We start from the raw sequence: 26,769 nt of genomic DNA on the forward strand, positions 1-26,769 counted from the left end.
AAATGCTAACTGGTAGCCAGTAGAGTTGACATATAGCAATCCGGTTTGATGTGTAAACTACTCGTAGAAACAGGGAGTAGATGTGTAAGCAACTCATTGAGGATTGCTAGATTAATTATGATTGCTGAATTCTGGAAACTGCATCTCCTATGTTTAATAAATACAAGTAAATCAGTTGAAGTTTGCTTATGAGTATTAGTCTGTGCATGATTGTTAAAAATGAAGAAATTGCGTTGCCGAAGTGCCTGAATAGTGTTAAAGATTTTGTTGATGAAATGGTAGTGTTAGATACAGGCTCTAGCGATCGCACTGCCGAAATTGCCCAACAATTCGGGGCGAAAGTACATCATTTTCAATGGTCAAATAACTTTAGTACTGCCCGCAATGCAGCTTTAAAATATGTCACTGGTGATTGGGTACTGGTTTTAGATGCGGATGAGATACTGGCTCCCAGCATTGTGCCACAGTTGCAAGAGGTAATCCAAAGTGATGAATATATCTTAATTAACCTGGTTCGCCAAGAAGTAGGTGCAATTCAATCTCCCTATTCTTTAGTTTCACGCTTGTTTCGCCATCATCCCGAAATTCGCTTTGAACGGCCTTATCATGCTTTAGTCGATGACAGTGTAGCGGCAATTTTACAAAAAGAACCTCATTGGCAAGTGGGTTATTTGCAGGGTGTAGCGATTCTGCATACAGGATATCAAAAGAGTGCGATCGCCCAAAATAATAAATCGGCCAAAGCTCAAGCTGCAATGCTAGAGTTTCTTTCCACTCATCCCAATGATCCTTATGTTTGCAGTAAATTAGGTGCGCTCTACGTTGAAACTGGCAAAATCTCTCAAGGTATTGAGTTATTGCAACGTGGACTCAACCAAGCAACTGGTAAGTCAATACAGCAGCAAAACCTAGCTTGTATGGCTGCAAATCAATCAGAAGACAACTACGAAATCTTATATGAACTCCACTATCATTTAGGCATTGCATATAATCATTTAAAAAAGCCGCAACTATCCCTAGAACATTATCAAGCTGCCATTAAATTACCAATTTATCCGATGCTGAAATTGGGAGCATATAATAATTTAGGCAACTTACGTAAAGATGCAGGCGATTTAAACGGTGCCAAAAAAGCTTACGAAACAGCTTTAAAGATTGATCCAGATTTTGTGACTGGACATTATAACTTAGGCATGACATTAAAGGCTTTGAATTTGTTCACTGATGCGATCGCTTGTTATCAAAAAGCCATCAGATTGAATCCTTATTATGCAGAAGCATATCAAAATTTAGGTGTAGTACAGCTAAAAGTTGGCAATCTCCAAGCCAGTAAGACAGCTTTTAAAAATGCGATTCTGCTACACGAACAGCAGCATAATCTCGAAGAAGCCAAAAGACTGCGCCAAGGTTTATACGAGATTGGATTAATCAGGTAAAGACTCATTTCCATTTGAGATTTGAGATTTTGGATGAGAAACTTGATGGGCTATTCCAGAATTTGGGATTGGGGCAACTTGTGAGTCGGAAAATTACGTAATAATAAAAGAAGAGTATTTTTTTGGCAGAGATATTGAGTATCAAATTCATACTTAATATCTTGCTGAAAACTAATGATTGCCTCTTTGAGCATTAATTAAGCATTTTAGAGGACTCACAAGCTAAAAACCTTATAAATTCGAGATAATGCGCGTAATTTTGATGACAGGCAAAGGCGGTGTGGGAAAAACCTCTGTTGCTGCCGCTACAGGACTTCGTTGTGCAGAACTTGGCTACCGTACACTCGTTTTGAGTACAGATCCTGCACACTCCCTAGCTGATAGTTTTGATTTAGACCTGGGTCATGCACCCAAACAAATTCGCCCAAATTTATGGGGTGCAGAACTGGATGCACTGCAAGAACTCGAAGGTAACTGGGGTGCGGTGAAGCGCTACATTACCCAAGTTTTACAGGCGCGAGGTTTGGACGGAGTCCAGGCGGAAGAATTGGCGATTTTACCAGGTATGGATGAAATTTTCAGCTTGGTAAGAATGAAACGCCACTATGATGAAGGGGATTTTGATGTTCTGATAATTGATTCAGCCCCCACAGGTACAGCTTTGCGTTTATTGAGTTTGCCAGAAGTCGGTGGCTGGTATATGCGCCGCTTTTACAAACCGTTTCAAAATATCTCGGTAGCACTGCGTCCTTTAGTGGAACCAATTTTTAAACCCATTGCGGGTTTTTCCTTACCTGACAAAGAGGTAATGGATGCACCTTACGAGTTTTATGAACAAATTGAAGCGTTGGAAAAAGTATTAACAGATAATACTCAAACCTCTGTGCGTCTTGTCACCAATCCAGAGAAGATGGTGATTAAAGAATCACTACGCGCTCATGCTTATTTAAGCTTGTACAATGTGGCTACAGATTTAGTCATTGCTAATCGGATTATTCCTCCAGAAGTAGAAGATCCATTCTTTCAGCGTTGGAAACAAAATCAAGAAGAATATCGTCAAGAAATTCACGAAAATTTTCATCCTCTACCTGTCAAAGAAGTTCCACTTTTCTCAGAAGAAATGTGTGGTTTGGCAGCCCTCGAAAGACTGAAGGATATTCTCTACAAAGACGAAGACCCTAGTCAAGTTTATTACAAAGAAACAACAGTTAGAGTGGTGCAAGAACAAAACGAATACAGTTTAGAACTGTATTTACCAGGTATCCCAAAACACCAAATACAACTCAGTAAAACAGGTGATGAGTTAAACATTACAATTGGCAACCATCGCCGCAACCTAGTACTGCCGCAAGCTTTGGCAGCATTACAACCTGCTAGTGCCAAGATGGAAGAAGATTATTTAAGAATCCGCTTTGTCAATAATACTAGAGTCTAATTCTCTGGTAAAAAGACTCAAATACAACTGAATACTTAATAGTAGAGACAGATAATTTTTCTTGTCTCTACTTTTTTCTCAAAATATAAATATCTGCTTATTTGAACTTTTTAACCAACAAAAATTTATCGAAAATCTATAAATAGAAGACAAACTTTTTATAAAAAAAATAATGTGAAAACCTGTAACAAAAACCTCAGAGTATTTACTGTATTTTGACCGTGGTTTTACTGTAGACAAATAGATTATCAAAAACTCACAATGATTCTAGATTTATGGATGACTCGTTATTTAATTTCTGATTTTTTTAAAATTTAAAAACAATGTCTCAAATAGCTGATCTAACCTGGCAAACAAGACCAGATCAAGAGAGTCTTCTACGCCGAATTACAAACCGTATTCGTCAAACATTAGAGTTAGAAGAAATTATTGCAACAACAACAGCAGAAGTACGCTACTTGTTGGGAACTGACCGAGTAATGATTTATCAGTTTCATACTGATGGTAGTGGTCAAGTCGTTGGTGAGTCAATTTATGAACAGCGTTTACCTTCACTGTTAGGGCTAAATTTTCCAGCCGATGATATTCCGCCCCATGCCCGTGAACTGTTTATTAAGTCTAAGGTACGTTCTATTGTGAATTTGGAATTGCAGCAGATTGGCCATAGTCCGTTGATTCCTTTAGACACAGGCGAACTGAAACCAGAAGATATTCGTTACCGCCCAGTAGATCCTTGCCATGCTGAATATTTAACGGCTATGGGAGTTAAATCTAGTGTAGTAGCGCCAATTTTTCATCAAGAGCAACTTTGGGGGCTGTTAGTATCTCATAATTCCCAAGGGCATTCGATTTCAGAATATGAATTAGCAGCGATGCAAATGGTAGTAGATCAATTATCAGTAGCGATCGCTCAAAGTAATCTGCTCACCCAAGCCCGCGCTAAAGCAGAACGGGAAAGTGTGATTAATCGCATTGCAACTCTCCTGCATTCACTCCCTACCATTGTTTTACAACCAGCCTTAGAAGCAACTGTAGCTGCTTTTAAAGGTTCTGGTGGCAGATTGTGTATAAGAAACGAGGCTTTTAACCTCCAAAATGGTCATGCAAAGAGTCTCAACGAATGTTTAATCCCAGGTAGTAATTGCATTCAGGTTTACACCTGTGGACAACAGCCAGAAATTCCTGAAGAAACTATCTATCCTTTCATGGAGCAGTATAGTGTCTGGCAACAACATTATGAGTCGAAAGTATACGACGTTTGGGCAATTAATGATATTTATCAAACCTCGAATTTGCGAACTTTGCAACTGGCTTTTCAGCCAACCAAAATTCGCAGCCTGCTAATGATTCCCCTGTATTATCGTCAGCAGTTAGTCGGCTACTTGAGCATTTTTCGAGATGAAATAGACACAGAAACCTTGTGGGCTGGTCAAATTGACCGCGATCGCCGCCAGCGTTTTCCCCGTCTGTCATTTGATATCTGGAAAGAATCAAAAACAGCCCAAGCGCAACAATGGACAGCAACAGAAATTGAATTAGCGAGAGAAATCGCTAAACATTTTGCCTCAGCAATTCAACAATATGAACTTTATCAACAAGTACAAGGCTTTAATCATAATTTAGAACATCAAGTCAAAAGGCGTACACTTGAATTGCAACGCACATCAGAACAACAACAAGCTGTGTTTGGTGTGATTGCCAAAATTCGTGAGTCTTTAAATATCGACACAATTTTTCAAATCACTACCCAAGAAGTCTGTCTGTTAGTTAAAGCTGATCGCGTTTCGGTTTATCGCTTTACAGAAGAATGGGGTGGCGAATTTGTCGGAGATTTTGAAGCTGCTAGTCCACATTGGACAAATGAAGCCAAAATTAGGGTAAATACCATTTGGAATGACACTTACCTCCAAAACACAGCAGGAGGACGTTACCGCCATAACGAAACATTTGCCGTCGATGATATCTATAAAATGGGCTTTACTCAGTGCCATGTAGATAATTTAGAGTATTATCATATTCATGCTTTCGTCCTAGCTCCTATTTTTGTCGGGCAGAAACTGTGGGGCTTACTTTGCACCTACCAACATTCTGGTTCCCGTGAATGGAAACCTTCGGAAGTTAGTTTTCTCAGCCAAATTGCGGCTCAATTGGGCATAGCATTGCAACAAGCCCAGTTACTCATGCAAACTCAGCAACAAGCCGCTGATTTGCGGAAAGCCGCAGAACAACGACAAATATTGTTTGAAGTAGTTGCCAAACTACGAGAATCTCTGGACTTAGAGACAATTTTTAGTGCAACGGCTCATGAAGTTCGCCGCACTTTAAATGCTGACCGAGTTGTTGTTTATCGCTTTGATCCGAATGCCGAACTAGATGAGGGTGAAGTAGTTGCCGAGGATATTTTACCTGGGTTTATCTCGACGATCGCTTTAAAAATTCAAGATACTTGCTTTAAGCAAAAATATATTGCCTTGCATCGTCAGGGAAGGGTACATGTGATTACGGACGTTCACAACTCTGGACTCAACCCTTGTTACTTGAATATGCTGGAGAAACTTCAGGTAGAAGCCAATTTGGTAGTTCCTCTCGCCAAAGGTAATGAACTCTGGGGTTTGTTGTGTATTCATCAGTGTGACCAACCGCGTGAATGGCAAGCTTCGGAAATTCAATTTGCAACTCAAGTAGCTACTCAACTTTCTGTTGCACTAGAGCAAGCTGATTTGCTCTCCCAGACCAAACAGCAAACCCAACAATTAGCTGAGGCTCTGCACGAACTACAAACAACCCAAACTCAACTTATCCAAACCGAAAAAATGTCTTCACTGGGTCAGTTAGTCGCGGGTGTTGCCCATGAAATCAATAATCCGGTGAATTTTATCTATGGCAATTTATCCCATGTCCGAGAGTATGCTGATGATTTACTGGCAATGCTAAATCTGTATCAGAAACAATATCCCAATCCCAGTTTAGAAATTTGCGATCGCCTCGAAGATATTGATTTAGAATTTCTCTCAGAAGATTTGCCGAAAACTCTCTCCTCAATGAGCGTTGGTGTGGAACGTATCCGACAAATTGTGATGTCCTTACGTAATTTCTCCCGCCTTGATGAAGCTGAAATGAAGGTAGTCAACATTCATGAAGGACTGGATAGTACACTGCTGATTTTACAGCACCGCCTGAAATCAAAATCAGATAGTGCTGACATTCAAGTCATCCAAGAATATGGTGATTTGCCATTGGTAGAGTGTTATGCAGGGCAACTCAACCAAGTATTTATGAATGTGTTGAGTAATGCGATCGATGCTTTAGAATATCACCCAGAATCAGCAACTCATCAACATCAAATTACTATTCGCACTACTGTTAGTGAGATAAACAACAATATACCTAGCGTAGTGATTTACATTAAAGATAATGGTGTAGGCATCCCGGAAGCTGTGAAAACCCGCGTCTTTGACCCATTTTTCACAACTAAACCCGTGGGTAAAGGTACAGGTTTGGGGCTATCCATTAGTTATCAAATTGTCGTAGAAAAGCACGGCGGTATTTTTCAATGCGATTCCCAACCAGGGCAAGGCACAGAATTTCGCATTGAAGTGCCTATTCAGCAAAGTATTCATACTTGAAGTGCTGAGTAAAATTTAATCGTTGATGATCAGCACTTCTGGGGTAAAAGAGTATGACTGCTTGCATTGATGCAGCTTGGCTGAGTCGTCCCTCAACTTTACTGGCATCTGAACTTATTGGCTGTACTCTAGTACGACAAATGCCAGATGGTAGTATTTTGCGAGGACTGATTGTCGAGACAGAGGCCTATGCAGCTGATGATCCGGCAATGCACGCTTATCGCAGCCGGACTACTCGCAATCAGGTAATGTTTGGTGCTGCGGGTAAGGCTTATGTGTACTTAATTTATGGTGTTTACCACTGTTTGAATGTTGTCACTGACCAAGATGGAGTCGCTAGTGCAGTGCTTTTCCGTGCCTTGGAGTTAGAGCAAGTACCTATCTGGATTGACCATAAAGACAAACTAAAACCTCACCGTATTGCGGCTGGGCCAGGTAAACTTTGCCGCGCTTTGAAAATTGATCTGACATTGAATGCAGCACTTTTACAGTTTGGTCAACCACTCTGGTTAGAACACCGCCATCCTGAGTTTCAACAAAGGCTAGAAAAAGGAAATCTCACTTTAATTCAAACTACCCGGATTGGTTTAACCAAAGGAGTAGATTTGCCTTGGCGTTGGTATTTATTGAACAGTTCGGCTGTATCTAAAAAAGGATGAGCGATCGCTCTCAGTAATATTTTGTCTTGCTGTAGGATTCATTACTAACTACACCAATATCAGCCAGAATTTAAGCAGTATTGTGAAGGCTAAATATTCGTGTATAAATTTGTAGATGAATGCAACTATGCTGCGAGTGATTCATAGTTGCGTTTTCGTAATCGGCATTGCATAAATGCGAGATGAATTAAGCTTTTTAGTAAAGTGAACTATCGATTTTTTGCGCCTACCCTGCGGGTAGGCGCAAAATTTCATCCCGTTATTCAGCAACGCCGTAAGGTGCTTCATTTAACCTTTGACGCAAACAACTTGCTTGAGTGTTGCGACAACTTCCACCAAATCAGATTGATTTTCCATTACTTGCTCAATTGGTTTATAAGCACCGGGAATTTCATCTAAAACATCATTATCTTTCCGACATTCTACACCTTTAGTTTGCTCAATTAAGTCGTCAAGGGTGTAAACATTTTTCGCCTTACTTCTGGATAATAATCTGCCTGCACCGTGAGAACAAGAACAAAAACTGTGGGCATTACCTTTACCCTTAACGATGAAAGACTTTGCCCCCATCGAACCAGGAATAATCCCATAATCTTCAATCTGGGCGCGGACTGCACCTTTACGAGTAACGTAAACATCCTCATCAAAATGCACTTCTTTTTCGGCGTAATTATGATGACAATTTACCTGCAATAAAGGTTTAGTTAATTTCCCACCTGCTAAATGTTTTTCGATGATGTGTTTAAAACGTAGCATCATCACATCACGGTTGAAACGAGCATAGTCTTGTGACCACTGCAAATCATTCCAGTAAGCTTGAAACTCTGGTGTTCTAGCTACAAAGTAAGCTAAATCAGGATCAGGTAATTTATGACCTGCCATTTTGGCTAATTCTTTGGCCGTATTAATATGACATTGAGCTAATTTATTGCCGATGTTGCGTGAACCAGAATGTAACATTAGCCAAACTTGATTCTCTGTATCGAGGCACACCTCAATAAAGTGATTTCCTCCACCGAGAGAACCCATTTGTTTCATCGCTTTAGTTTCTAAGTCTTGCACACCTGGATGCAAACCTTGAAAATCACGCCAACGTTGCCAGTTAGTAACTGATTTTTCAATGTCTTTGTTTTCGTTGAAACCTGTGGGAATTGCTGCTTCAATATCTAGGCGAATTTTTTTGAGTTTTCCTTCTAATTTATCGCCTGAAAATGGCATTTTAATTGCACTCATACCACAGCCAATATCAACGCCAACAGCAGCAGGAATAATTGCATCTTTGGTAGCTATAACAGAGCCAACTAAAGCACCTTTACCTAAATGCACATCTGGCATTAATGCTACGTGTTTAAATACAAATGGTAGAGATGCTACATTTTTAGCCATCTTGGTTTCATCGCTGGCTAAAGGATGATTTGCCCAAGATAAAACAGGTGCTGGTGTGTTGATTGTTAATTGTTCGTAGGGCATAATTGGTTGAGTTTTAAATATGTCTTGTAGTGATAAGTTAGACGACGGTATTTATTAGTGGTTAATCCCTATTTTGATAAGTCTAGTTTTGCATAGGGTTTTGCTTATTTGCCTGCATAATTTTACTTATATTACAAACATAATACAAAAAATAGATGAGTGTCAATCCTCGCGCTGAGTATTGATTGGGAAGAAGAAAGCGATCGCCTTCGTTCTGACATAGCAGTAGCCAAGTTGGTTGGGAGGTAGACCATGCTGGCTATCGAGATGGTCAACTGATTGCACCATTTACCGTTGAGGGAGCGTGTAACCGTAGTGTGTTTGAAACCTTTGTCTTGGTTAATATCACCCTACTGCGTCATGTCTACTAAAATGACTATTTGGCAACTTTAGCTTTACTTAATTCTGTTCAGCATTTTTTCTCTATGTGGTATACACTGATACTACAAGAAAAAATAACCAATCAGCTTACTTGCTCCAATGCGATTCAGTATCAGAGTGATTTTCAGCTGACTGCTTGAACGAAATGGCGATCGCTCTGGGTTCAGGGGAGGCATTGTGGCTGTGGTGAATTTCTGCGCTTGGGCGATCAATTAGAACAATAATTTCTGAAAATTCCTTTATGAATATCTGTATTTACTTAATATAAATGTACAAATTTATTTTAATAACCATAATTAGTGTGACTGCTACTGCTTCAATATTGATTAAATATATTGAAATAGTATTTCCTATCACTCAAGCATTGGCGCAAATACCAAATGATCCACAAGCAAAAGCATCAAGCTTAGTAAATCAAGGTAATCAGCAACTAGAACAAGGTAAATTTGAGGAGGCAATTCATTCTTTTCAAGAAGCTCTCAATATCTATCGAAAAATTAAAGACCAAAGTTATGAGGCGATAACCTTACAAAATTTAGCAGATGCTTACTCTATTTATGGAAAAAATTTAATAGCTATTGACTATTATCAAAAAAGTTTATCCTTGGCGCGAAAAGTTGAAAACATTTCATTAGAAAGGGAAGCTTTATTTAGATTAACTGAATCTTATGAACTCATAGGAAATACAAATCAAGCTGTGAATGCTTATGAGAAACTTTTACCGTTTTTAGCAGATAACTCTGCTCGTTACTATGGTGGAACATTAGGACGGTTAGGCAACTTACTACTAAATACTGGTAAAGTTCAAGAATCACAATTAAAACTTTTAAATGGAATTAAAGTTATTGAGAATGGGCTTAAAAACATTTTTGCTAATTCTGAGTTATCAGATATATCAAAAGTTTTTGTACGTGACAGATATGAAGCACCATTCATTACTTTACAGCGCGTATTCGTTGCTCAGAAAAATCCAGAGGCTGCTTTAGAAACTGCGGAATGGTCAAAAGCCAGAGTGTTAGTAGAATTAGTAGCATCTCGCCTATCCCAAACGAATCATCAATTCGAGCCGCCACAACCGCCTAAAATTAAGCAAATCCAACAAATAGCCAAAGAGCAGAATGCCACACTAGTGGAATATTCAATTATTCATCATCCCCTAATGGTTAAAATTCCCGGAAAAAGGGAATGGCAAGAATCAGAATTATATATTTGGGTGGTTAAACCCACAGGCAAGGTTACTTTTCACTCTGTTAACTTAACAAAATTTCAAAATGAAAGTCATCTAACTTTAGACCAACTAGTCAATAAAATACCAGTTTCCAGCACTCATGAATGGAGTAAATATTTAAAGCAACTACATAAAGTTCTGATTCAGCCAATTGCTGCCGAATTACCTAAAAACCCCAATGAACATATAGTTTTTATTCCTGATGATGCTTTGTTTTTTGTTCCCTTTGCTGCATTAAAAGATGAAAATGGTAAATATTTGATTGAACGACATACTATTTTAACTTCTCCTTCTATTCAAGTTTTATCACTGACTCACCAACAAAATGAAAAACTTAAACAAACTGTTCTGAAAGATGTATTAGTAGTAGGTAATCCCAGAATGCCAAAAGTAGCCATTAGTCCTGATGAAATTCCTCGTCAGTTAGAGCCTTTGCCATTTGCTGAGGTTGAAGCCAATAACATTGCTAAACTATTTAATACTAAAGCAATTATTGGTAAAGATGCTACTAAAATCAATGTTTTACAGCGGATGAAAACAGCACAAATTATCCATTTAGCAACTCATGGATGGGCTGAAGATCAAGGAGGATTAGGAAGTTGGATTGCATTAGCTCCCTATGCTGGAGATAATGGTTTACTCACAGCCGAGGAAATCCTCTCTTTAAAGTTGAAAGCCAAGCTAGTAGTTTTAAGTGCTTGTGAAACAGCAAAAGGTTCACTTACAGGAGATGGTGTAGTTGGATTATCGCGTTCTTTGATTGCTGCGGGAACACCCAGCGTAATCGTTTCACTGTGGAATATTCCCGATGAATCAACTCAGTTAATTATGACCGAATTTTATCAACATTTTCAGCAAGACCCTGATAAAGCGCAAGCTCTACGTCAAGCAATGTTAGTCTTAATTAAACAAGGTTATCTTCCTTTAAATTGGGCAGCATTTACACTAATTGGCGAACCCTAGTTGTATTAAAGAACAATATATCAGTCACTCGCTTCGCTCCAATTCAAAATTACAATCTCCATACATAAATTTAAGTGCAGACTTGATTAATTCAAAATTATTGTGAAAATGGGGCAGTAATCAGAATAATATTTATCAAGAGTACAGAATCCTGAACTGAATCGCACCCTTGGAAAACTTAAAGCTCTATTAAGTCTGTTTTCAGCGTGTAAAAAAAATATCGTACAGTGACAGCAAAATCTCCACCACAATCAAAATTACTACATACCACTCTACTCGCTGGCTACTAGTATGCTGCATAAACTCCAAGACAGTTTGTGCGGTTTGAGAAATTAGCTCTAGTTTGCGTTCCAAGGCATGGTGACGCTCACGGATTTCGTATTCATCCTCCAAGCGCAGATATAAGTTTTCCAACTGTGGGGATTCCCAGAGTAACTCTGGCTTATCGATAATCTCCACTCGACCCACTATCTTATGTTGAACTAACAACGTTGTCCCTAGTTGACGCAGCAATTCCCGACTCTGCCGCCAACTTCTGTTTTCACGCTGGAGACTAGCCGCAAACGGTTCAATTTGATCAAATACTGCCGCTATACTAATTTCATAATGAGACAGCACAACACTTTTGGCGAGAACATCAGCCACGATTTGCAAGCGTTCTACACTCAATTCATGTAGGAAAATTTTTCCTTCCTTAACTCGCTCACTTTCGGAAACATTGAGATGAACCTCCACTTCTTCTGTTTCAGGATCTGTAAAAGAGTCACTAACTTGAGAGGATATTTGGGTTAAAAAGGCTACCTTTTCCACAGGCTCAAGGTTAAACAGAACAACTGCACCATAGCCCAGCAGCACCGCGCAACCTTGTTCACCCACTTTCACCATTACTGGCATAGTCGCCAAGTAAGTATAATTTTCCAATTTTTGTAGATCAATCTTCTTACCGAGAAATAGGGCTTGTGCTTTAAAGCTATCTTTGTCACTAAAAAAGAATTTCTGCATTGTTGCCCTATGCTATGTTTTGCCCATTAATCTTTAGTGGTGTCAGCGCAATTGCGCCGATCTTGCTGGAGATTACCACAATCTCAGTTTAGCGATCAACCTCTTCGCCACTGCCTCTAGAATCTACGAACAAACGACCAGATTCATCCTTCAAGACCCGCGTCAACTGATTGCACCATTTACCGTTGAGGGAGCGTGTAACCGCAGTGTGTTTGAAACTTTGTCTTTTGTTCGGGTGAGTGGGTAATTGTTGATAATGCCACTTTTCATCACAGTGGTCGAATTGCCCAATGAATTGAAGCGGCGGGGTGTCAGATACTTTACTTGCCACCCTACTCAGCAGACCGCAATCGAATCGAAAAGATTTGGGCTACTTTGAAAGGTCTGGTTCGCAAGCTTTTACCCACATCAGATCATCTACGTGATGCTATTGAAACTGTTCTCAAGCAAGTAGCCTCCTAACCAATATGGCTACGGCTACATCTAGTAAAAAATCTGCCAAATTGCCACTTTAACCTAATTTTTTAATTCCAAAATCTGATAACGTAATCGGGGCATTGCTTAGGCTAATCTCCTTGACCCAAAAGTAATATGAGTAAATTCATGACCCGACATAACATTGTTGTATAAACAGTTTACATAAATAATCCAAATCAAAAATTAAAAACAGACTCGCATTTCCTGGCATTAATTAAGCGCTAAATAATCAGGAATTATTCAAAACCTCAAACTAACAATATGACAAGAAGGAATCAAAGAATGGGTCAAAGACCGAAAAAAGTATTGCTTTCTGGAGCTACACTATTAGTATGTGGTTTAGGTATTGTTAGTTTCAGCACTTTAGGGTCAAATGTAGCAACAGTTACAGCCAGAGAAGCGCAACAAAGAACAGCTACAAGAAGTAATGGTTGGTTAGCCGCTTCTTTTCCGGTAGAAAACTTTCAAGCATACACATCACCATTTGGTTATCGCCGTTCTGCGACTGGTGGGTCTAATTGGGAATTTCACGGAGGCTTAGATATAGCTGCACCACAAGGTAGTTATATTCGTAATTGGTGGGTAGGTAGAGTAGTTAAAGTTAGCGATCGCACTGCTTGCGGAACTCACATAGTCATTAAATCCGGCGAGTGGGAACATACATACTGTCATTTGGAAGGTCATGTAGAAAGCGCATCTGGTCGGCGTTACTTGATAGATAGGGCTGGTGGAATTCAGATTTGGGAAGGTCAAGTCATTCCCACTGGAGTCAGGATTGGTCGCGTAGGTATGACAGGACGCACCACCGGGCCGCATCTTCACTGGGGACTGAAATATGCAAATAACTATGTAGACCCTGCTTTAGTATTGCGAGAAATGTTTACTCAGCAACAAATTGCCAGCCGAGAGTCAAAAATTGTTATTCAAGAGTCAAAAAATCAGCACGATTCTGGTTATTAAAATAGACTTTATAATTCTGAATTCTGGCTCTTAACTCCTGAATTATATTTCGGCATTTTGGCATATTTACAGTTGTTAATGTTGCTAGGCTATTTGAGAGAAAAACATCCTAAATTAGAGCAATATTAACTTGATCCTCTGGTATCAGCCAGGGGATTTTTTTATATTCAAACATCAAAAATTAGGAGAACAAAAAATGAGCTACCACATATCACTTGTTAGTTAATTACCTGAAAAATACTTTTGCCCTAACTAATTAGACAGTTACGTATATCTGATGACAGAGAAGAAACTTACTCCGAGGGATTGAGGAAAATTATATCGAAAAAGGATACAAATACAAATATTGAACTCAATAAAATTGTAATCAAAAGATTTTACTTAATAGGAGAAGTTAGAATGGTTGTTGGTATACGGAGACGGTCTATAGGCGTATTTTCTAATCGTAGAGATGCCGAAGAAGCACTACATGAATTGAGAAATTCTGGCTTCCCAATGGATGGAGTTTCGGTGATTGCCAGAGATGCAGACGGTCAAGATGATATTGCTGGTACCCAAGTGAGCGATCGCATCGGAGATAAATCTGATGAAGGTGCGAGAGTTGGTGCAGCTACAGGCGGCGCTTTAGGTGGTTTAACAGGGTTATTAGTTGGTCTTGGCACTTTGGCGATCCCTGGTATTGGGCCAATCATGTTAGCTGGTGCAACAGCAACGGCGATCGCCACTACTATTGCCGGGGCTGGTATTGGTGCAGTAGCTGGTAGTTTAATTGGTGCCTTAATTGGTTTAGGAATCCCCGAAGAACGCGCCAGGGTTTATAATGATCGCGTCCAACGAGGGGGCTATTTAGTTATCGTAGATGGCACAGATGATGAAATCGCTAGAGCAGAAGCTATCCTCCATCGTCGGGGAATTGAAGAATATGGTATTTACGACCATCCCCATACCCAAGAAGTTCATCAGGAAACTGGTTATAACAAACACGCTCTAGGTTACTTTAATCTGCGGCAAGATGCAGAAGCCGCAATTAATGATTTACGAGTTGCCAACTTTCCCGTTAGCCAAATTTCCTTAATTCATCAAGAGTCTGTCAATCAAGATGCTTTAAAAGGCGTGAATTTTAGCGATCGCCTGGATGCTATTCGTTATGGATTACCAGATGACCGCACTCGCTTTTACAATGAGCGCATCAATAACGGTGATTACATAGTTGCAGTCAGTGGTACAGATGACGAAATCAATCGTGCTGCGACCATTCTCAATCGCCATAGAATTCAACAGTGGCAAATTTTTGACCCCCGCAGCCATTCAACAACACCTGTACACCAGCACCAAAACCGCCGCGCCGTGGGTGTATTTTCCCACCGTCGTGATGCAGAAGCCGCACTGAACGAACTGCGTGATGCTGGCTTTCCGATGAATCATGTTTCACTCATCGCTAAAGACACAGACGGTCATGGTATGGCTGGTGTCGGTAATAAAGCCGATGAAGGTGCTAAAGCTGGTGCAGCTACAGGCGGTGCATTAGGTGGCTTAGGCGGCTTATTAGTTGGTTTAGGTGCATTAGCCATTCCGGGAATCGGCCCTGTAATTGCTGGTGGTGCAGTGGCGACAGCCTTAGCCACAACTGTTGCTGGTGGGGCGATTGGTGCAGCCGCAGGTGGTTTAGTTGGCGCATTAGTTGGTTTAGGCATTCCCGAAGACCGCGCCAGAGTGTATGGCGATCGCTTCCAACGCGGTGATTATTTAGTCATGGTTGACGGTACAGAAGCGGAAATTCAACACGCTCAAACCATCCTGCAACGTCGGGGAATTGAAGACTTTGGCATCTTTGACGCTACCGATATCGATCCAGAAGCTCATCGTAATTTGGACTGGACAAGACATCAAGAAACCCCAGTTATCGAAACTGGTCGCCCTAATCATCCAGTAGCAGGCAATCATCAAGATCCTACCGTCACAATTGTTGATCGTCGTGATGACGTACTCTAACCAAAGTTAGTTGTTAATCCTAACTTGCTTGTTTGTAATTATGGGTGCGATCGCCATGCAAAAATCCTTCGTGTCCACTATATCTATCACTAATTAAACAAATGAAAAAACTAGCTCCCTTCATCATTAGTGGCTTATTACTTGTGAGTGCTGCTGCTTGTCAAAATCCTTCTAGAACCAGTGAGTCAGCACCCGATACAGTGAGTCAAAATCCAGCTTCGCCTGCTGCACAAACAACTCAAGAAGCAAAAGAAGACGCTCAAAGTGAATTGCGCCGCCGACAACTTAATCAAGATATTCGTGCGCGTGAAGAACGAAACAATGTTACTGGTGGCGATGCAAACAGAACGACAGGCGACCTCGCCAGCGAAGTTCGCTCTAAATTAGAAGCTAATATCCCTGACGGTCAAATCACAGTAGCGGCTGACCAGCAAGGTACAGTAACTGTCAACGGTACGGTGAAAAATCAAGACCAACTGAATAAGATTCAGCCTTTAGCCCAAGAAATTAAAGGTGTTAAAAGCGTAGTTAACAAAGTAGTTGTTGCTCCACCAAAACAATAACGGAGTTAACGGCAAATCTAAATTAATAGACGGGCATCAAGAAACGTAAAAAACGTTATGATGATTAGTCGTCAGAGGTTAGTTAACTTAAAACTAACCTCTGATTTATCCCGCTATTTTGTTTTCTGTGCCTTTCTTAGTAAAATTATTGTGATTAGTAAAACTTTAAAAATATGGCACTCAAACAAGAATTCAATTCTGTAGATGTGGCATCTTCAACAAGTACAGTCGCTCTTGAAGGTGTAGACACACAAAACTTACCCAAGCTGCCCCCTGCCCGTGAACCCAAAACTCAATGGCAGCAAATAAATCGCCAAATTTCCCAGTTTTTAGATCAGCTACCCGATTATTTAAATCAGTTTTGGGTAGCCTACAAATTACCTGTAATTACGCTAGGTTTAGTTTTAGCAGCTACTGTCACACTCAAAGTTGTACTCACAGTATTGAATGCTATTAATGACCTGCCATTGCTAGAACCAACTTTACAATTAATTGGCATTATTTACTCTACTTGGTTTGTCTTGCGCTATCTTCTACAATCTTCAACTCGTCAAGAGCTATGGGCAGAGCTTCGCACCTTCAAAGCCAAAACTTTAGGAGAATAGAAATCCTCATTTGATGAGTGAAAATTTCCAGTTTTCAGATACCCAACTTCTTCAAGAAGTTGGGTATTTATATTATTAAGAACTTAATTAAGCGATCGCTAAAAATTATTCCTCTATAATTAAACACTTTCACTCAATTCACAGTGATAACTACACCCAAACTCTCATTCGCTAACCTATCAACAGCACAGACAGTGTATGTTCCAGGTTGAACAGTGGCAAAGGTTGTCCCAGCAGATAAAATACGTTGAAGTGTCCAACTATCGCCAGTTTGCCGATAAAGTGTCCAAGAACGTACAGGTTGATTATCTCCTGGTTGCCAATTAAGTTTGCCGTCTTTGAATTGCAGCGCTTTGGGTGGTGCGACTGGGGCTGCATTCCGCCAAGACATAGAAGGTACTATTGCAGGTCGAGAATAAAGGGAATTTTTAAACTGGTCAGCAATGCCACGCCGATTTTCATTAATGGCACTCATACTAAAGAAAATATTCCCTAAAGACAAGTTTCTGGCTAAGTTGCGGGAAATTTTCACTTGTTTATCAATTTCATCGTCTTTCCAAGCTTTACCATCTAGTTGACCAAGATTATTCCCGGTGTAAATATGTCGCTGCTGAGAATTAACGTCTGTCCACCACTTCAGTAGCGCAGGGTAACTTTGTTTGGTTTGGTCAATTCGCCAATAGAGTTGCGGCGCTAAATAATCAATCCAGCCTTGTTCTAACCATTTTCGTGAATCAGCATACAGCACACTGTAAGCATCTAAACCAGTAATGCCGGCTGGTTGTCCGGGGCGGTAAATCCCAAAAGGACTAATGCCAAATTTGATATGTGGCTTTGTCGTCTTAATTCCTTGAGAGAGACGCAACACCATTTGATTGACATTTTCTCGCCGCCAATCATCTAAACTCAAAGCACCGCCAGCAGCTTTGTAAGCGGCGTAGGTTTTGCTATCGGGGAAAGATTGACCTTGGATGGGATAGGGATAGAAATAATCGTCTAAATGAATCCCATCTACGTCATAGCGCCGCACAACATCCAGGATGACATTGTAGGCTCTATCTTGGACAATTTTCGATCCTGGTTCCATCCACAGTTGATTGCCCCATTGATAAACTACTTCTGGATGAGTCACAGCTATATGGGGGCGAACATTAGGAGAACCCTTGATGCTAGTTTTAGCGCGGTAGGGGTTGAACCAAGCATGAACTTCTATATTTCGTTTGTGACATTCGGCGATCGCAAACTCTAATGGATCATAAAATGGTTCTGGCGCTCTCCCTTGGGTTCCGGTAATCCAAGCACTCCAAGGTTCTAATTCCGAAGCATACAAAGCATCCCCTTCTGGGCGTACCTGCAAAATCAAAGCGTTGAAATTCAGTGCTTGCAACTGGTTGACAATTTCCAAAAATTCTGATTTTTGTTGAGCAGTTGGCAACCCAGCTTTAGAAGGCCAATCAATATTCGACACCGAGGCTACCCAAGCCCCGCGAAACTCTCGTGTATGGCTGACTTTTAATGTACCGGGTACTGGAGGAGTGGGTATGGGTGTTGGTATCGGTGTGGGCGTTGGCGTAGGGATGGGTGTAGGCGCTGGTGTTGTGTTTGGTGGTACCACAAGATAAACAGAAGGAATCTTTTGGGCGCTACCCAAATACACCAAAGCTTGATAAACCATCACCGCGACATCTGCGCGAGTAGCAGCTGTCGCATAGTTAAGTAACTTGATATTGGGGAAACTCGCCACAAAGCCGGCACTCGTCGCCAATGCTACTTGATTTCTCGCATAACCGGGAATGTTAGCTGCGTCTTGATAAATTTGGGGTAGTTGGTTTACTAAGTCTGGGTTGATTTTCGCTGCAATGTCCAACCCGTTTACCAGAGAAACTAAAACATCACCCCTAGCAATGCGATTATTTGGACGGAAATATTTATCAGGGTAGCCAGCCAAAAATCCGGTTTCGTAAGTTTTTTGAATGGCGCTTGCAGCCCAGTGATTTGCCGGGACATCAACAAAAGGAGTGTATTGGCGCTTGACTGGTACAGTAAACACTGCTGCAACTATCGCCGCAAACTCAGCACGCGTCACTGAGTTATCTGGGCGAAAAGTCCCGTTGGGATAACCATTTAAAATGCGCCGCCCTGCTAAGGCTTCAATAAACGGACGCGCCCAATGGTTTTGAATATCTGAGAAACGTGCAGTAGTAGAGACCATTGTTGATTGTCACTAGTTTGCTTGGCTGGATTCTAACAGCGCGATCGCAATTCCTCCCGGACTTTCCTATAAATTTTCATATTTGGTAATCTTTTCTGGGCTGCGGTGTAATTTCAACAACTGCATTGTCAGAAATTAATCAGACAAAATAAGCACCAAGCCCCAGCGAATGGAATTCGCGGCTATACAACCGAAGTCCGCCTACGCGGACTAACTTAAAATCAAGGGTTTTGTTTGTGTAACCCTCTATCTAGATTTCATTTCTACTCCTCGCTCCCTATCTGTAAGATAGTAGTTTCCGCTTGTTGATCATGGGGTACTACAACAGATTTCCGGGTTCTATAGGGAATTTCTTCAATAGGTAAGTTATCGTTATCAAGGTCATCGTAAATTAGTCGCAAATGTTTTTCACCCAGATGATGAAGTATCTTACCGTTGTATTTGTTGGCATCTGCGCCTAGACCTTGGATGCGAATTAAGCCATTAAATACTGTCGCTCTGGCTAAATAAATTACCGGGTCATCACGGAACGGGACATTGACGGTAGTTGTGGCGGTGAGATGTGCCATACCTCGTTCGTCCATTTCTTTACCTAACGCGATGGCTGTTTTTTCTAATCCGCGAATGGCAACGATCGCAGCTGCAACGGCCATTGTAATATCTGTACCATCGTCAGCTACAATCTGGCGGGAAGAGAGAAACTCATAATTCTCTTCTCCTAAGTCGCGGCGTAAGCGTTGATGGACGATGTTACGGGGATTGTAGTGTGTCAGTGCGCCCACAATTGCCCCACAAGCGGCGCGGGGTTCGCGCCACAAAGATTCTTGAGTTTTGCCGTAGATAAGTTGTTCACCCATTTCTAAACGTCCAACATGGGTTTTTAAATCTATAGCGGCGAGGATAAAAGACTGGGAATTACCTGCATAAATTTGGGTGCGCCAAGTTTCATCTAATTGATGGGCAATGGTGACATGGGCTAAAGTTGCACCATCATCAGTACCGCCACCTGTGGGAAAAAACGTCTCTGTTTTTAATTCACCAATTTCTGAGAGGGTAGCAAACCGAGTAGCAACGATATCACGATAAGTTCTGGTTGACTCTCCTTGGTGAATGCGATCGCCACAGTTAGTATATGCCAATGTGGTGATGACACTGGGTAAACTCAAATCTGCGGCACAAGCTTTTAAATCCGAAATACTCGCCCCGGCAAATTGTAATTCATCCCGGAGTATTTGCAGACCATTCACCAGAGTATAGCGATCGCTGACAATCTCATTTAAGTAGATATTTTTGGCACTATCTTCTTGTCCAAAGGTTGCGGATAGTTCCCAAAACTTATTAATTCTGGCACTCGCTAAAGATGAATCAAATGCGGAAGACATAGTATTTGGCACTAGAGACTGGGTAAAAAATAAAGCAAAAGATGAAAGGTAAAATAACTATACCTTTTATCTTTTGCTATGAAGCTAACCTTTACTGTCGGGAGGGAAAATTTTCTTAACCGACATCATCATGGGCGAAACGGTTGAAGAGAAAGTCTAAGGCATAGTTTCGCAGCTTGTAATATTGTGGATCTTCCATGATGCGGGCGCGATCGCGGGGACGAGAAAAAGGAATTTCCATGACTTCGCCAATTTTGGCATGGGGGCCATTGGTCATCATCACTAATTTGTCTGCTAAAAACAACGCCTCATCAATGTCGTGGGTAATCATCAGCACTGTGCAGCGATTATCGTTCCAAATTTTCAGCAGTTCTTCTTGTAATTCTTCTTTGGTAATTGCATCTAACGCCCCAAAAGGTTCATCTAAAATTAGCACTTTCGGGCGAATTGCCAAAGCCCGCGCAATGGAAACCCGCTGTCTCATCCCGCCAGACATTTGCATCGGCTTTTTGTCCATCGCATCACCCAGCCCCACCATTGCCAAGTTTTCCCGCACAATTGCCCTTTTCTCGGCTTCCATTTTGTTGGGGTAAACTGCATTCACCGCTAAATAGATATTTTCAAATGCAGTTCGCCAAGGTAATAGTGCGTAGTTTTGAAACACAACCATCCGGTCTGGGCCTGGCTTGGTGATGGGTTGACCTTCCAGTAACACTTGCCCAGTTGTGGGAAAGTTAAAACCAGATACCATGTTTAGCAGTGTGGATTTGCCACAGCCAGAGTGACCAATCACACAAATAAATTCACCCTGGTTGACGTTGAGGTTTACACCATCAAGCACAGTGAAGGGGCCTTTCTTGGTGGGATAAACTTTGCTCACGTCTCTGATTTCGAGAAAATGTCTGCTATTGTCGGTCAGAGTTGGTAATGGTTTTCTGGAAGTGTTGGTAGCTGTAGACAAATTGCGGTTTTGCATGGCGGGGAATGGGGGGTGAAGTATGAAGTGTACACCCTAGCCTTCTAGGAAAGGGGCTGGGGGGTTAGGTTTTGTATTAGCTTTTCCACATGAGGTGAAAATTCAGGTATGGAATGTAGCGAAACCCAACAAAAGCTAGGTGTTTAATTGTTGGGTTTTTGTGAATGAAGCTTTTATCTTCATTAAAGGAGTTCTAAGGTTCATTAATGAGGCTCAATCACTCATTAAAGGAGTTTTGAGGTTCATTAAAGGAGTTCTAAGATTCATTAATGAAGCTAAAACACTCATTAAAGGAGTTCAAACACTGATTAATGAGGCTTTTATTTTCATTAAAGGAGTTCTAAGATTCATTAATAAAGCTCAAACACTGATTAATGAATAGGACTTACGCAAAACACCTCTCAAACTCTCATTTCTCCGTGACCTCTGCGTCTCTGTGGTTCGATTTTCCGTAGCCTGTGCGTAAGTCCTGATGAAGTTCCAATACTCAAACGTCAGTTATGCAACTCTTCTAGTGGGTGAATCGAGGACGACTTCAGCAATGGAAAAGTCACGTTTAATTGGCAAGCTGTTGAGATAAGAGATGGGGTCTTCGGCGTTAAAGGGCGTACCATCAAATAACTGAATGGGTTGGCGAGTATAGCTGATATCTAAACCTAATTCTCTGGCGGCGGTGCTGAAGACGCGCACCCGACAAACTCGTTCGACAACTTCTACCCAATTTCTGGGGAAGGGAGTATCACCCCAACGCGCCAACTGACTCATAATCCAGATTTGTTCTGTGCGGCTGGGACGGTTAATAGCGGACTCAGAATAAAACTGGTGATGGGCGTAGTCTCGCAGGGGATGGTCTATGTCACACACCAAGCTATCTGGGTTTTCTAATTGGATGTATTCTAAATCAGTACTGACGTAATCTCTACCCGCGACAATTTGTCTGACTTCTTCAGCGTTGTTAGAATCTGCACAGTATTGGCAAGCTTCTAACAAAGCTTTAGTTAAGGCAATGTGGGTGTTAGGATACTTTTCTGCCCAATCTTCCCGCACACCGAGAACTTTACCGGGGTGTCCTAACCAAACTTCTAAGTCTGTGGCGATGGTAAAGCCGACATTTTCCACGGCGGCGCGATAGTTCCAAGGTTCACCCACGCAATAACCGTCAATACTTTTGTTTTGTAAGTCGGCGACCATTTGGGCGGGTGGAATTGTGTGCATATCCACATCTGTATCTGGGTCAATACCACCAGCCGCTAACCAATAACGCAACAACAAGTTGTGCATCGAGGCGGGATGGACTACGCCCATTGTGTGGCGTTGTTCGCGGGTACGGAGTAAGTAATCTTTGAAGTCAGATAAGGTGCGGACACCTTCATCATAAAAGCGTCTGGCTAAGGTGATGGCGTTACCGTTGCGGGTCATGGTGAGGGCGGTAACTACAGGTAAGGGCTGGTTTTTATAGCCGCCCAAAGTTAACCACATTGGCATCCCAGAAGGCATTTGAGCCGCATCTAAATAACCGCCTGTGATACCGTCAACAATACCCCGCCAGCTACTTTCCCGAACCAAGTTCACTTCATCTAACCCATGCTTGGCAAAGAAACCTTTTTCTTTCGCTACAGCTAGGGGGGCGCAGGCGGTGAGGGGTAAGAAGCCAATTTCTAAGTTAACTTTTTCTAAACCATGACGGGCAACATCCGCCGTTTTCCGCGCTCGCAGTTTCTTAATCCGTTTTTGCTGGTTGAGGAAGTAAATCATTTCACTCCGCAAGCTGTAGTAGCTGGGATGTTCCACAACTTCCATACGTTTGCGGGGTCTAGGGATATCAACTTCTAAGATGTCGCCAATTTTGGATTCGGGGCCGTTGGTCAACATGACAATTCTGTCAGACAACAGCACTGCTTCATCTACGTCATGAGTCACCATTACGGCTGTGACTTCGTTTTCTTCGCAGATTTGCATTAACTGTTCTTGTAAGTTACCTCTTGTCAAGGCATCCAACGCCCCAAAGGGTTCATCTAACAGTAATAGTTTAGGACGAATTGCCAAAGCGCGAGCGATCGCTACCCGTTGTTTTTGTCCCCCCGATAACATTCCCGGTTGTTTGTCGGCGTGGGGACGCAAACCCACCATATCTATATGTTTTTCAACAATGGCTTTGCGTTCATTTGCAGGTAAACCATTCATCACTGAGTCTACCGCCAAGGCAATATTTTCTCTGACTGTCCGCCAAGGCAATAATGAATAATTTTGAAATACCACCATCCGGTCTGGCCCTGGTTTGGTGATTTTCTGCCCTTGCAGCGTTACAATACCTTCAGTCGGTAAATCTAAACCCGCAATCATATTTAATAATGTGGATTTACCGCAACCAGAGTGACCAATTAAAGAAATGAATTCACCTTTTTTAATTTCCAGGTCAATACCTTTTAAAGCAATATATTGACCACCGCCAGTTAAATTAAATACTTTATCAATTTGATCAACAGCAACAAATACTGACATGGCTTTAAAGTGTGAAGTATGAAGTGTGAAGTCTGAAGTCTGAAATAGGGAGTGGAAGAGATAGGGGAAATATCAATGATTCTTTCCTCCTGCCTCCTGCCTTCTTACTTTTGTTCTGCTGGTAAAATCAGGTTTTGCAACCAAGCCATGAATTTATCGAGAATTAAACCAACGACACCGATATAAACTAGCGCCAAAATTACTTCACTGACATTGTTATTTTGGTAAGCATCCCAGATAAAGAAGCCGATACCGACAATCCCAGACATAACGATTTCTGCGGCGATAATCGCCAACCAAGCCAAACCGATCGCAATTCTTAAGCCGGTGAAAATGTAAGGTAAAGCAGAGGGAATCAAAATGTTGAGGAAGTATTCTTTGCGGCTGAGTTGGAGAACTTTAGCAACGTTGTTGTAATCTTGGGGAATTTGGGTTACACCCACCGCAGTGTTAATTAAAATCGGCCAAATTGCGGTGATGAAAATTACGAATAATGCTGCTGGTTCGTTTTGACGCAATGCTGCTAAAGAAATAGGAACCCAAGCCAAAGGCGGTACAGTTCGCAATAGTTGAAATAGTGGGTCTAAGGCCTTCGACATGGTTTGATTTACACCAATCAAAACACCTACACCAATACCCACAATCGCCGCCAAAGTGTAACTAATCGCCACCCGCTGCAAACTAGCTAAAATCTGCCAAAACAGACCTTTATCAATACCGCCTTTATCGTAAAAAGGATACAAAATTAAAATCCAGGTATCGCTGATAACTTGGATTGGCCCTGGTAAGGTTGCGCCAGGAATCCAAGCAAATAATTGCCAAACTACAAGAAATATCGCGATCGCGATCGCCGGCGGTACAATATTCGGAATTTGTTTTTGTATCTGTGAAATAAAACTGTTATCTAATCTTGGACTAGCTGGTCTTTTTTGGGCGATCGTCATAAATTTTGTTTCCCTTAATAATCGAATAATGAACCGCAGATAAACACAGATAAACGCCGATAATTAATGTCTATTGACTATTGACCACTAATTCTTAACTAAGTAAGTTGGTGAGAAAAAACCCTCCTGCCTTCTGCCTCCTGCCTTCGTTAAACACCCGCTTTTTTAATCGTCAAACTCTTGAGATATGCTTCTGGTTTTTCGGGGTCAAACTTCACGCCATCAAAAAATTCTTCTACCCCACGAGATGTACTGGTCGGAATATCAGCCGTAGCAATTCCCGCTTCTTTTGCAGCTTCTTTCCAAATATCTTCGCGGTTAACTTTATTAATGAGTTCTTTAGCCTTAGCTGCATTATTAGCCAGATAATCTTTCGGTAAGAATCCCCAGCGAACACTTTCAGTAATGAACCACAAATCATGACTCTTATAGGGATAAGACACGCTCCCTTTTTCATCTTTCCAGTAATAAGCAGCCATTGATTTATCATCAATTTTGCGCCCATCACCCATATCATATTTCCCTTGGAAAGGTTCAGCTAGAATTTCAGCCGTAGGTAAGTTGAAATAATTTCTAGCAGCGAGAATTTGCGCGGCTTCTTTGCGGTTATCAAAGTTATCCAACCACTGTTGCGCTTCCATAATGCCTTTTAAAAGTGCTTTGGTGGCTTTGGGATTTTTATCAACCCAGTCAGCCCGCATCGCCAAGTATTCTTCAGGGTGATTCTTCCAAATCTCTGCGGTTAATGCAGCCATAAAGCCGATTTTATCTGTCACAATTCTGTAAGGCCAAGGATCACCAGTGCTGAAAGCATCCATTGTCCCGGTTTTCATGTTGGCTACGGTTTGCGCCGCAGGTACAGTCAATAATTTCACATCTGCATCAGGATCAATACCACCAGCTGCTAACCAATAGCGAATCCAAAAGTCTTGGTTAACGTGAGGGAAAGTTTGGGCTGCGGTGAAGGGTGTAGAAGACTTTAGTTCTTTGAATAGGGATTTTGCACTGGCGAGTTGTAGGCTAATTTTACCATTGTGTTTGTTGGCGATCGCAATCCCGTTTCCATGTGTAATTAACTGCGCCAACACATACATCGGGATTTTTTGATTTCCCTTAGTAATTAAACCTTCTGTAATTAAATGTGGCATTGGCATCTGCCATTGTCCACCATCAATCCCACCACCAGCCGAACCAATTTCTACGTTATCTCGCGCCGAACCCCAAGAAGCTTGTTTCGCAAGCTCTACCTTGGTCATCCCATACTTAGCAAAAAAGCCTTTTTCTTGAGCAATAATTAACGGTGCAGCCTCAACAATCGGCACATATCCCAACTTGACTGTAGTAGTCTCTGGTGCTTGTTCTGGGCTGATATTCGCAACAGTTTGAGCCGTTGGCGCAGATGGAGAATTACCACCAGTCAGATTTTCTGGAGGGTTGCCTAAACAGCCCTTGAGAAACACCGCACTCGCAGAAGCCCCAGCTGTTAAAATAAATTTGCGGCGAGAAAATTGGTTTAAAAAATCTGACATAAATGTCTCCTCAAAGGTGAATTTAAATTTTTTTAGGCATGACAATTAACGCAAGTCGAATATAATTTCGCTTGTGGTAATTACAAAATAATTTCGAGCCATATTCAAACTAGTTAAATCATCCCAATTACTTCTCATAAAAAGCTGAGATAACTAACTGGAGATAATTACTTGGGCTTCAGGGCTTTATTTGGGGATCACTTAATTCATTGAAACTTAGTTTACAGGTTTTAAAGTGAAATTGGTTAACTCTGCACCCATAACTCTTAAATAAATATTAGATTGATCATATAAGTAAAAATTTATTGTAGGCAGTGAAGCGGGCGAAGTTTTGTAATGTGTCGGGAGTTATTGATGATAACAATCAGTCTTTCATAATGATTAAGCATGAAAAATGCCTTTTATCCTAAAATCTATCAGTAATTAC

Annotated in this window: 19 protein-coding genes; 10 read left to right on the forward strand and 9 right to left on the reverse strand. The window is 41.3% G+C overall.

From position 1 onward, the window contains the following. Positions 1 to 188: 188 nt before the first annotated feature. From NOS7107_RS10195 to NOS7107_RS10210, 4 genes are all read left to right on the forward strand, one after another. On the forward strand, positions 189 to 1,436 hold the full coding sequence (locus NOS7107_RS10195) for a glycosyltransferase (RefSeq protein WP_015112891.1): 1,248 nt from the start codon (positions 189 to 191) through the stop codon (positions 1,434 to 1,436). Positions 1,437 to 1,683: 247 nt separating this feature from the next. After that, positions 1,684 to 2,871 (forward strand): TRC40/GET3/ArsA family transport-energizing ATPase, encoded by a 1,188-nt coding sequence (locus tag NOS7107_RS10200; protein ID WP_015112892.1) that lies wholly within the window; start codon positions 1,684 to 1,686, stop codon positions 2,869 to 2,871. Between the two features lie 323 nt (positions 2,872 to 3,194). Beyond that, positions 3,195 to 6,497: a GAF domain-containing protein gene (locus NOS7107_RS10205; protein WP_015112893.1), complete on the forward strand. Its 3,303-nt coding sequence runs from the start codon at positions 3,195 to 3,197 to the stop codon at positions 6,495 to 6,497. 53 nt (positions 6,498 to 6,550) lie between these two features. Continuing rightward, positions 6,551 to 7,156: a DNA-3-methyladenine glycosylase gene (locus NOS7107_RS10210; protein WP_015112894.1), complete on the forward strand. Its 606-nt coding sequence runs from the start codon at positions 6,551 to 6,553 to the stop codon at positions 7,154 to 7,156. Positions 7,157 to 7,444: 288 nt separating this feature from the next. Here NOS7107_RS10210 and NOS7107_RS10215 read toward each other — a convergent pair whose 3' ends face one another. Next, entirely contained in the window at positions 7,445 to 8,626 is a 1,182-nt protein-coding gene (locus tag NOS7107_RS10215) for an RtcB family protein (RefSeq protein ID WP_015112895.1), read from the reverse strand. Positions 8,627 to 8,788: 162 nt separating this feature from the next. Continuing rightward, complete coding sequence (locus tag NOS7107_RS29680) at positions 8,789 to 8,914, reverse strand: hypothetical protein (RefSeq protein ID WP_301280995.1); 126 nt, start codon at positions 8,912 to 8,914, stop codon at positions 8,789 to 8,791. Between the two features lie 394 nt (positions 8,915 to 9,308). Between NOS7107_RS29680 and NOS7107_RS10220 the strand changes: the two genes are divergently transcribed. Continuing rightward, the gene (locus NOS7107_RS10220; RefSeq protein ID WP_172641460.1) at positions 9,309 to 11,198 is read left to right on the forward strand and encodes a CHAT domain-containing protein; all 1,890 of its coding nucleotides are present in this window, start codon (positions 9,309 to 9,311) and stop codon (positions 11,196 to 11,198) included. A 201-nt stretch (positions 11,199 to 11,399) separates the two neighbouring features. Here NOS7107_RS10220 and NOS7107_RS10225 read toward each other — a convergent pair whose 3' ends face one another. Beyond that, positions 11,400 to 12,200 carry an RMD1 family protein gene (locus tag NOS7107_RS10225; RefSeq protein WP_015112897.1) on the reverse strand — a complete coding sequence of 267 codons (801 nt, stop codon included), beginning with the start codon at positions 12,198 to 12,200 and terminating at the stop codon, positions 11,400 to 11,402. Positions 12,201 to 12,494: 294 nt separating this feature from the next. Between NOS7107_RS10225 and NOS7107_RS28550 the strand changes: the two genes are divergently transcribed. From NOS7107_RS28550 to NOS7107_RS10250, 5 genes are all read left to right on the forward strand, one after another. Further along, entirely contained in the window at positions 12,495 to 12,662 is a 168-nt protein-coding gene (locus NOS7107_RS28550) for a transposase (RefSeq protein WP_301281000.1), read from the forward strand. Positions 12,663 to 12,959: 297 nt separating this feature from the next. Then, entirely contained in the window at positions 12,960 to 13,637 is a 678-nt protein-coding gene (locus NOS7107_RS10235; RefSeq protein WP_015112898.1) for a M23 family metallopeptidase, read from the forward strand. 399 nt (positions 13,638 to 14,036) lie between these two features. Beyond that, positions 14,037 to 15,629: a general stress protein gene (locus tag NOS7107_RS10240; RefSeq protein WP_015112899.1), complete on the forward strand. Its 1,593-nt coding sequence runs from the start codon at positions 14,037 to 14,039 to the stop codon at positions 15,627 to 15,629. Between the two features lie 101 nt (positions 15,630 to 15,730). Continuing rightward, on the forward strand, positions 15,731 to 16,192 hold the full coding sequence (locus tag NOS7107_RS10245; RefSeq protein WP_015112900.1) for a BON domain-containing protein: 462 nt from the start codon (positions 15,731 to 15,733) through the stop codon (positions 16,190 to 16,192). A gap of 173 nt (positions 16,193 to 16,365) precedes the next feature. After that, positions 16,366 to 16,797, forward strand: coding sequence for a CAAD domain-containing protein (locus NOS7107_RS10250; protein ID WP_015112901.1), 432 nt, complete (start codon positions 16,366 to 16,368; stop codon positions 16,795 to 16,797). 133 nt (positions 16,798 to 16,930) lie between these two features. Here the strand turns inward: NOS7107_RS10250 and NOS7107_RS10255 are convergent, their stop codons facing one another. From NOS7107_RS10255 to NOS7107_RS10285, 6 genes are all read right to left on the reverse strand, one after another. Then, positions 16,931 to 19,009: a family 10 glycosylhydrolase gene (locus tag NOS7107_RS10255; protein WP_015112902.1), complete on the reverse strand. Its 2,079-nt coding sequence runs from the start codon at positions 19,007 to 19,009 to the stop codon at positions 16,931 to 16,933. Between the two features lie 263 nt (positions 19,010 to 19,272). Beyond that, positions 19,273 to 20,391, reverse strand: a complete 1,119-nt coding sequence (locus tag NOS7107_RS10260; protein WP_015112903.1) for a hypothetical protein — start codon at positions 20,389 to 20,391, stop codon at positions 19,273 to 19,275. Between the two features lie 115 nt (positions 20,392 to 20,506). Continuing rightward, the gene (locus NOS7107_RS10265) at positions 20,507 to 21,367 is read right to left on the reverse strand and encodes a nitrate ABC transporter ATP-binding protein (RefSeq protein WP_015112904.1); all 861 of its coding nucleotides are present in this window, start codon (positions 21,365 to 21,367) and stop codon (positions 20,507 to 20,509) included. Between the two features lie 498 nt (positions 21,368 to 21,865). Further along, positions 21,866 to 23,869 carry a nitrate ABC transporter ATP-binding protein gene (locus tag NOS7107_RS10275; RefSeq protein WP_015112905.1) on the reverse strand — a complete coding sequence of 668 codons (2,004 nt, stop codon included), beginning with the start codon at positions 23,867 to 23,869 and terminating at the stop codon, positions 21,866 to 21,868. Between the two features lie 104 nt (positions 23,870 to 23,973). Then, the gene (ntrB, locus tag NOS7107_RS10280; protein ID WP_015112906.1) at positions 23,974 to 24,813 is read right to left on the reverse strand and encodes a nitrate ABC transporter permease; all 840 of its coding nucleotides are present in this window, start codon (positions 24,811 to 24,813) and stop codon (positions 23,974 to 23,976) included. Between the two features lie 149 nt (positions 24,814 to 24,962). Next, a complete protein-coding gene (locus NOS7107_RS10285) occupies positions 24,963 to 26,342 on the reverse strand; it encodes a CmpA/NrtA family ABC transporter substrate-binding protein (RefSeq protein WP_015112907.1) in 1,380 nt (459 codons plus the stop codon). Positions 26,343 to 26,769: the final 427 nt, after the last annotated feature.

The sequence above is a fragment of the Nostoc sp. PCC 7107 genome (assembly GCF_000316625.1).
Classification (GTDB): domain Bacteria; phylum Cyanobacteriota; class Cyanobacteriia; order Cyanobacteriales; family Nostocaceae; genus Nostoc_B.

Coding starts and splice junctions, on each gene's coding strand:
- NOS7107_RS10210 (WP_015112894.1), top strand. CDS start 6,551: ATGACTGCTTGCATTGATGCAGCTTGGCTGAGTCGTCCCTCAACTTTA.
- NOS7107_RS10275 (WP_015112905.1), bottom strand. CDS start 23,869: ATGTCAGTATTTGTTGCTGTTGATCAAATTGATAAAGTATTTAATTTA.
- NOS7107_RS10265 (WP_015112904.1), bottom strand. CDS start 21,367: ATGCAAAACCGCAATTTGTCTACAGCTACCAACACTTCCAGAAAACCA.
- NOS7107_RS10225 (WP_015112897.1), bottom strand. CDS start 12,200: ATGCAGAAATTCTTTTTTAGTGACAAAGATAGCTTTAAAGCACAAGCC.
- NOS7107_RS10255 (WP_015112902.1), bottom strand. CDS start 19,009: ATGGTCTCTACTACTGCACGTTTCTCAGATATTCAAAACCATTGGGCG.
- NOS7107_RS10205 (WP_015112893.1), top strand. CDS start 3,195: ATGTCTCAAATAGCTGATCTAACCTGGCAAACAAGACCAGATCAAGAG.
- NOS7107_RS29680 (WP_301280995.1), bottom strand. CDS start 8,914: ATGGTGCAATCAGTTGACCATCTCGATAGCCAGCATGGTCTACCTCCC.
- NOS7107_RS10240 (WP_015112899.1), top strand. CDS start 14,037: ATGGTTGTTGGTATACGGAGACGGTCTATAGGCGTATTTTCTAATCGT.
- NOS7107_RS10285 (WP_015112907.1), bottom strand. CDS start 26,342: ATGTCAGATTTTTTAAACCAATTTTCTCGCCGCAAATTTATTTTAACA.
- NOS7107_RS10260 (WP_015112903.1), bottom strand. CDS start 20,391: ATGTCTTCCGCATTTGATTCATCTTTAGCGAGTGCCAGAATTAATAAG.
- NOS7107_RS10215 (WP_015112895.1), bottom strand. CDS start 8,626: ATGCCCTACGAACAATTAACAATCAACACACCAGCACCTGTTTTATCT.
- NOS7107_RS10200 (WP_015112892.1), top strand. CDS start 1,684: ATGCGCGTAATTTTGATGACAGGCAAAGGCGGTGTGGGAAAAACCTCT.
- NOS7107_RS10235 (WP_015112898.1), top strand. CDS start 12,960: ATGGGTCAAAGACCGAAAAAAGTATTGCTTTCTGGAGCTACACTATTA.
- NOS7107_RS10195 (WP_015112891.1), top strand. CDS start 189: ATGAGTATTAGTCTGTGCATGATTGTTAAAAATGAAGAAATTGCGTTG.
- NOS7107_RS10250 (WP_015112901.1), top strand. CDS start 16,366: ATGGCACTCAAACAAGAATTCAATTCTGTAGATGTGGCATCTTCAACA.
- ntrB (WP_015112906.1), bottom strand. CDS start 24,813: ATGACGATCGCCCAAAAAAGACCAGCTAGTCCAAGATTAGATAACAGT.
- NOS7107_RS10245 (WP_015112900.1), top strand. CDS start 15,731: ATGAAAAAACTAGCTCCCTTCATCATTAGTGGCTTATTACTTGTGAGT.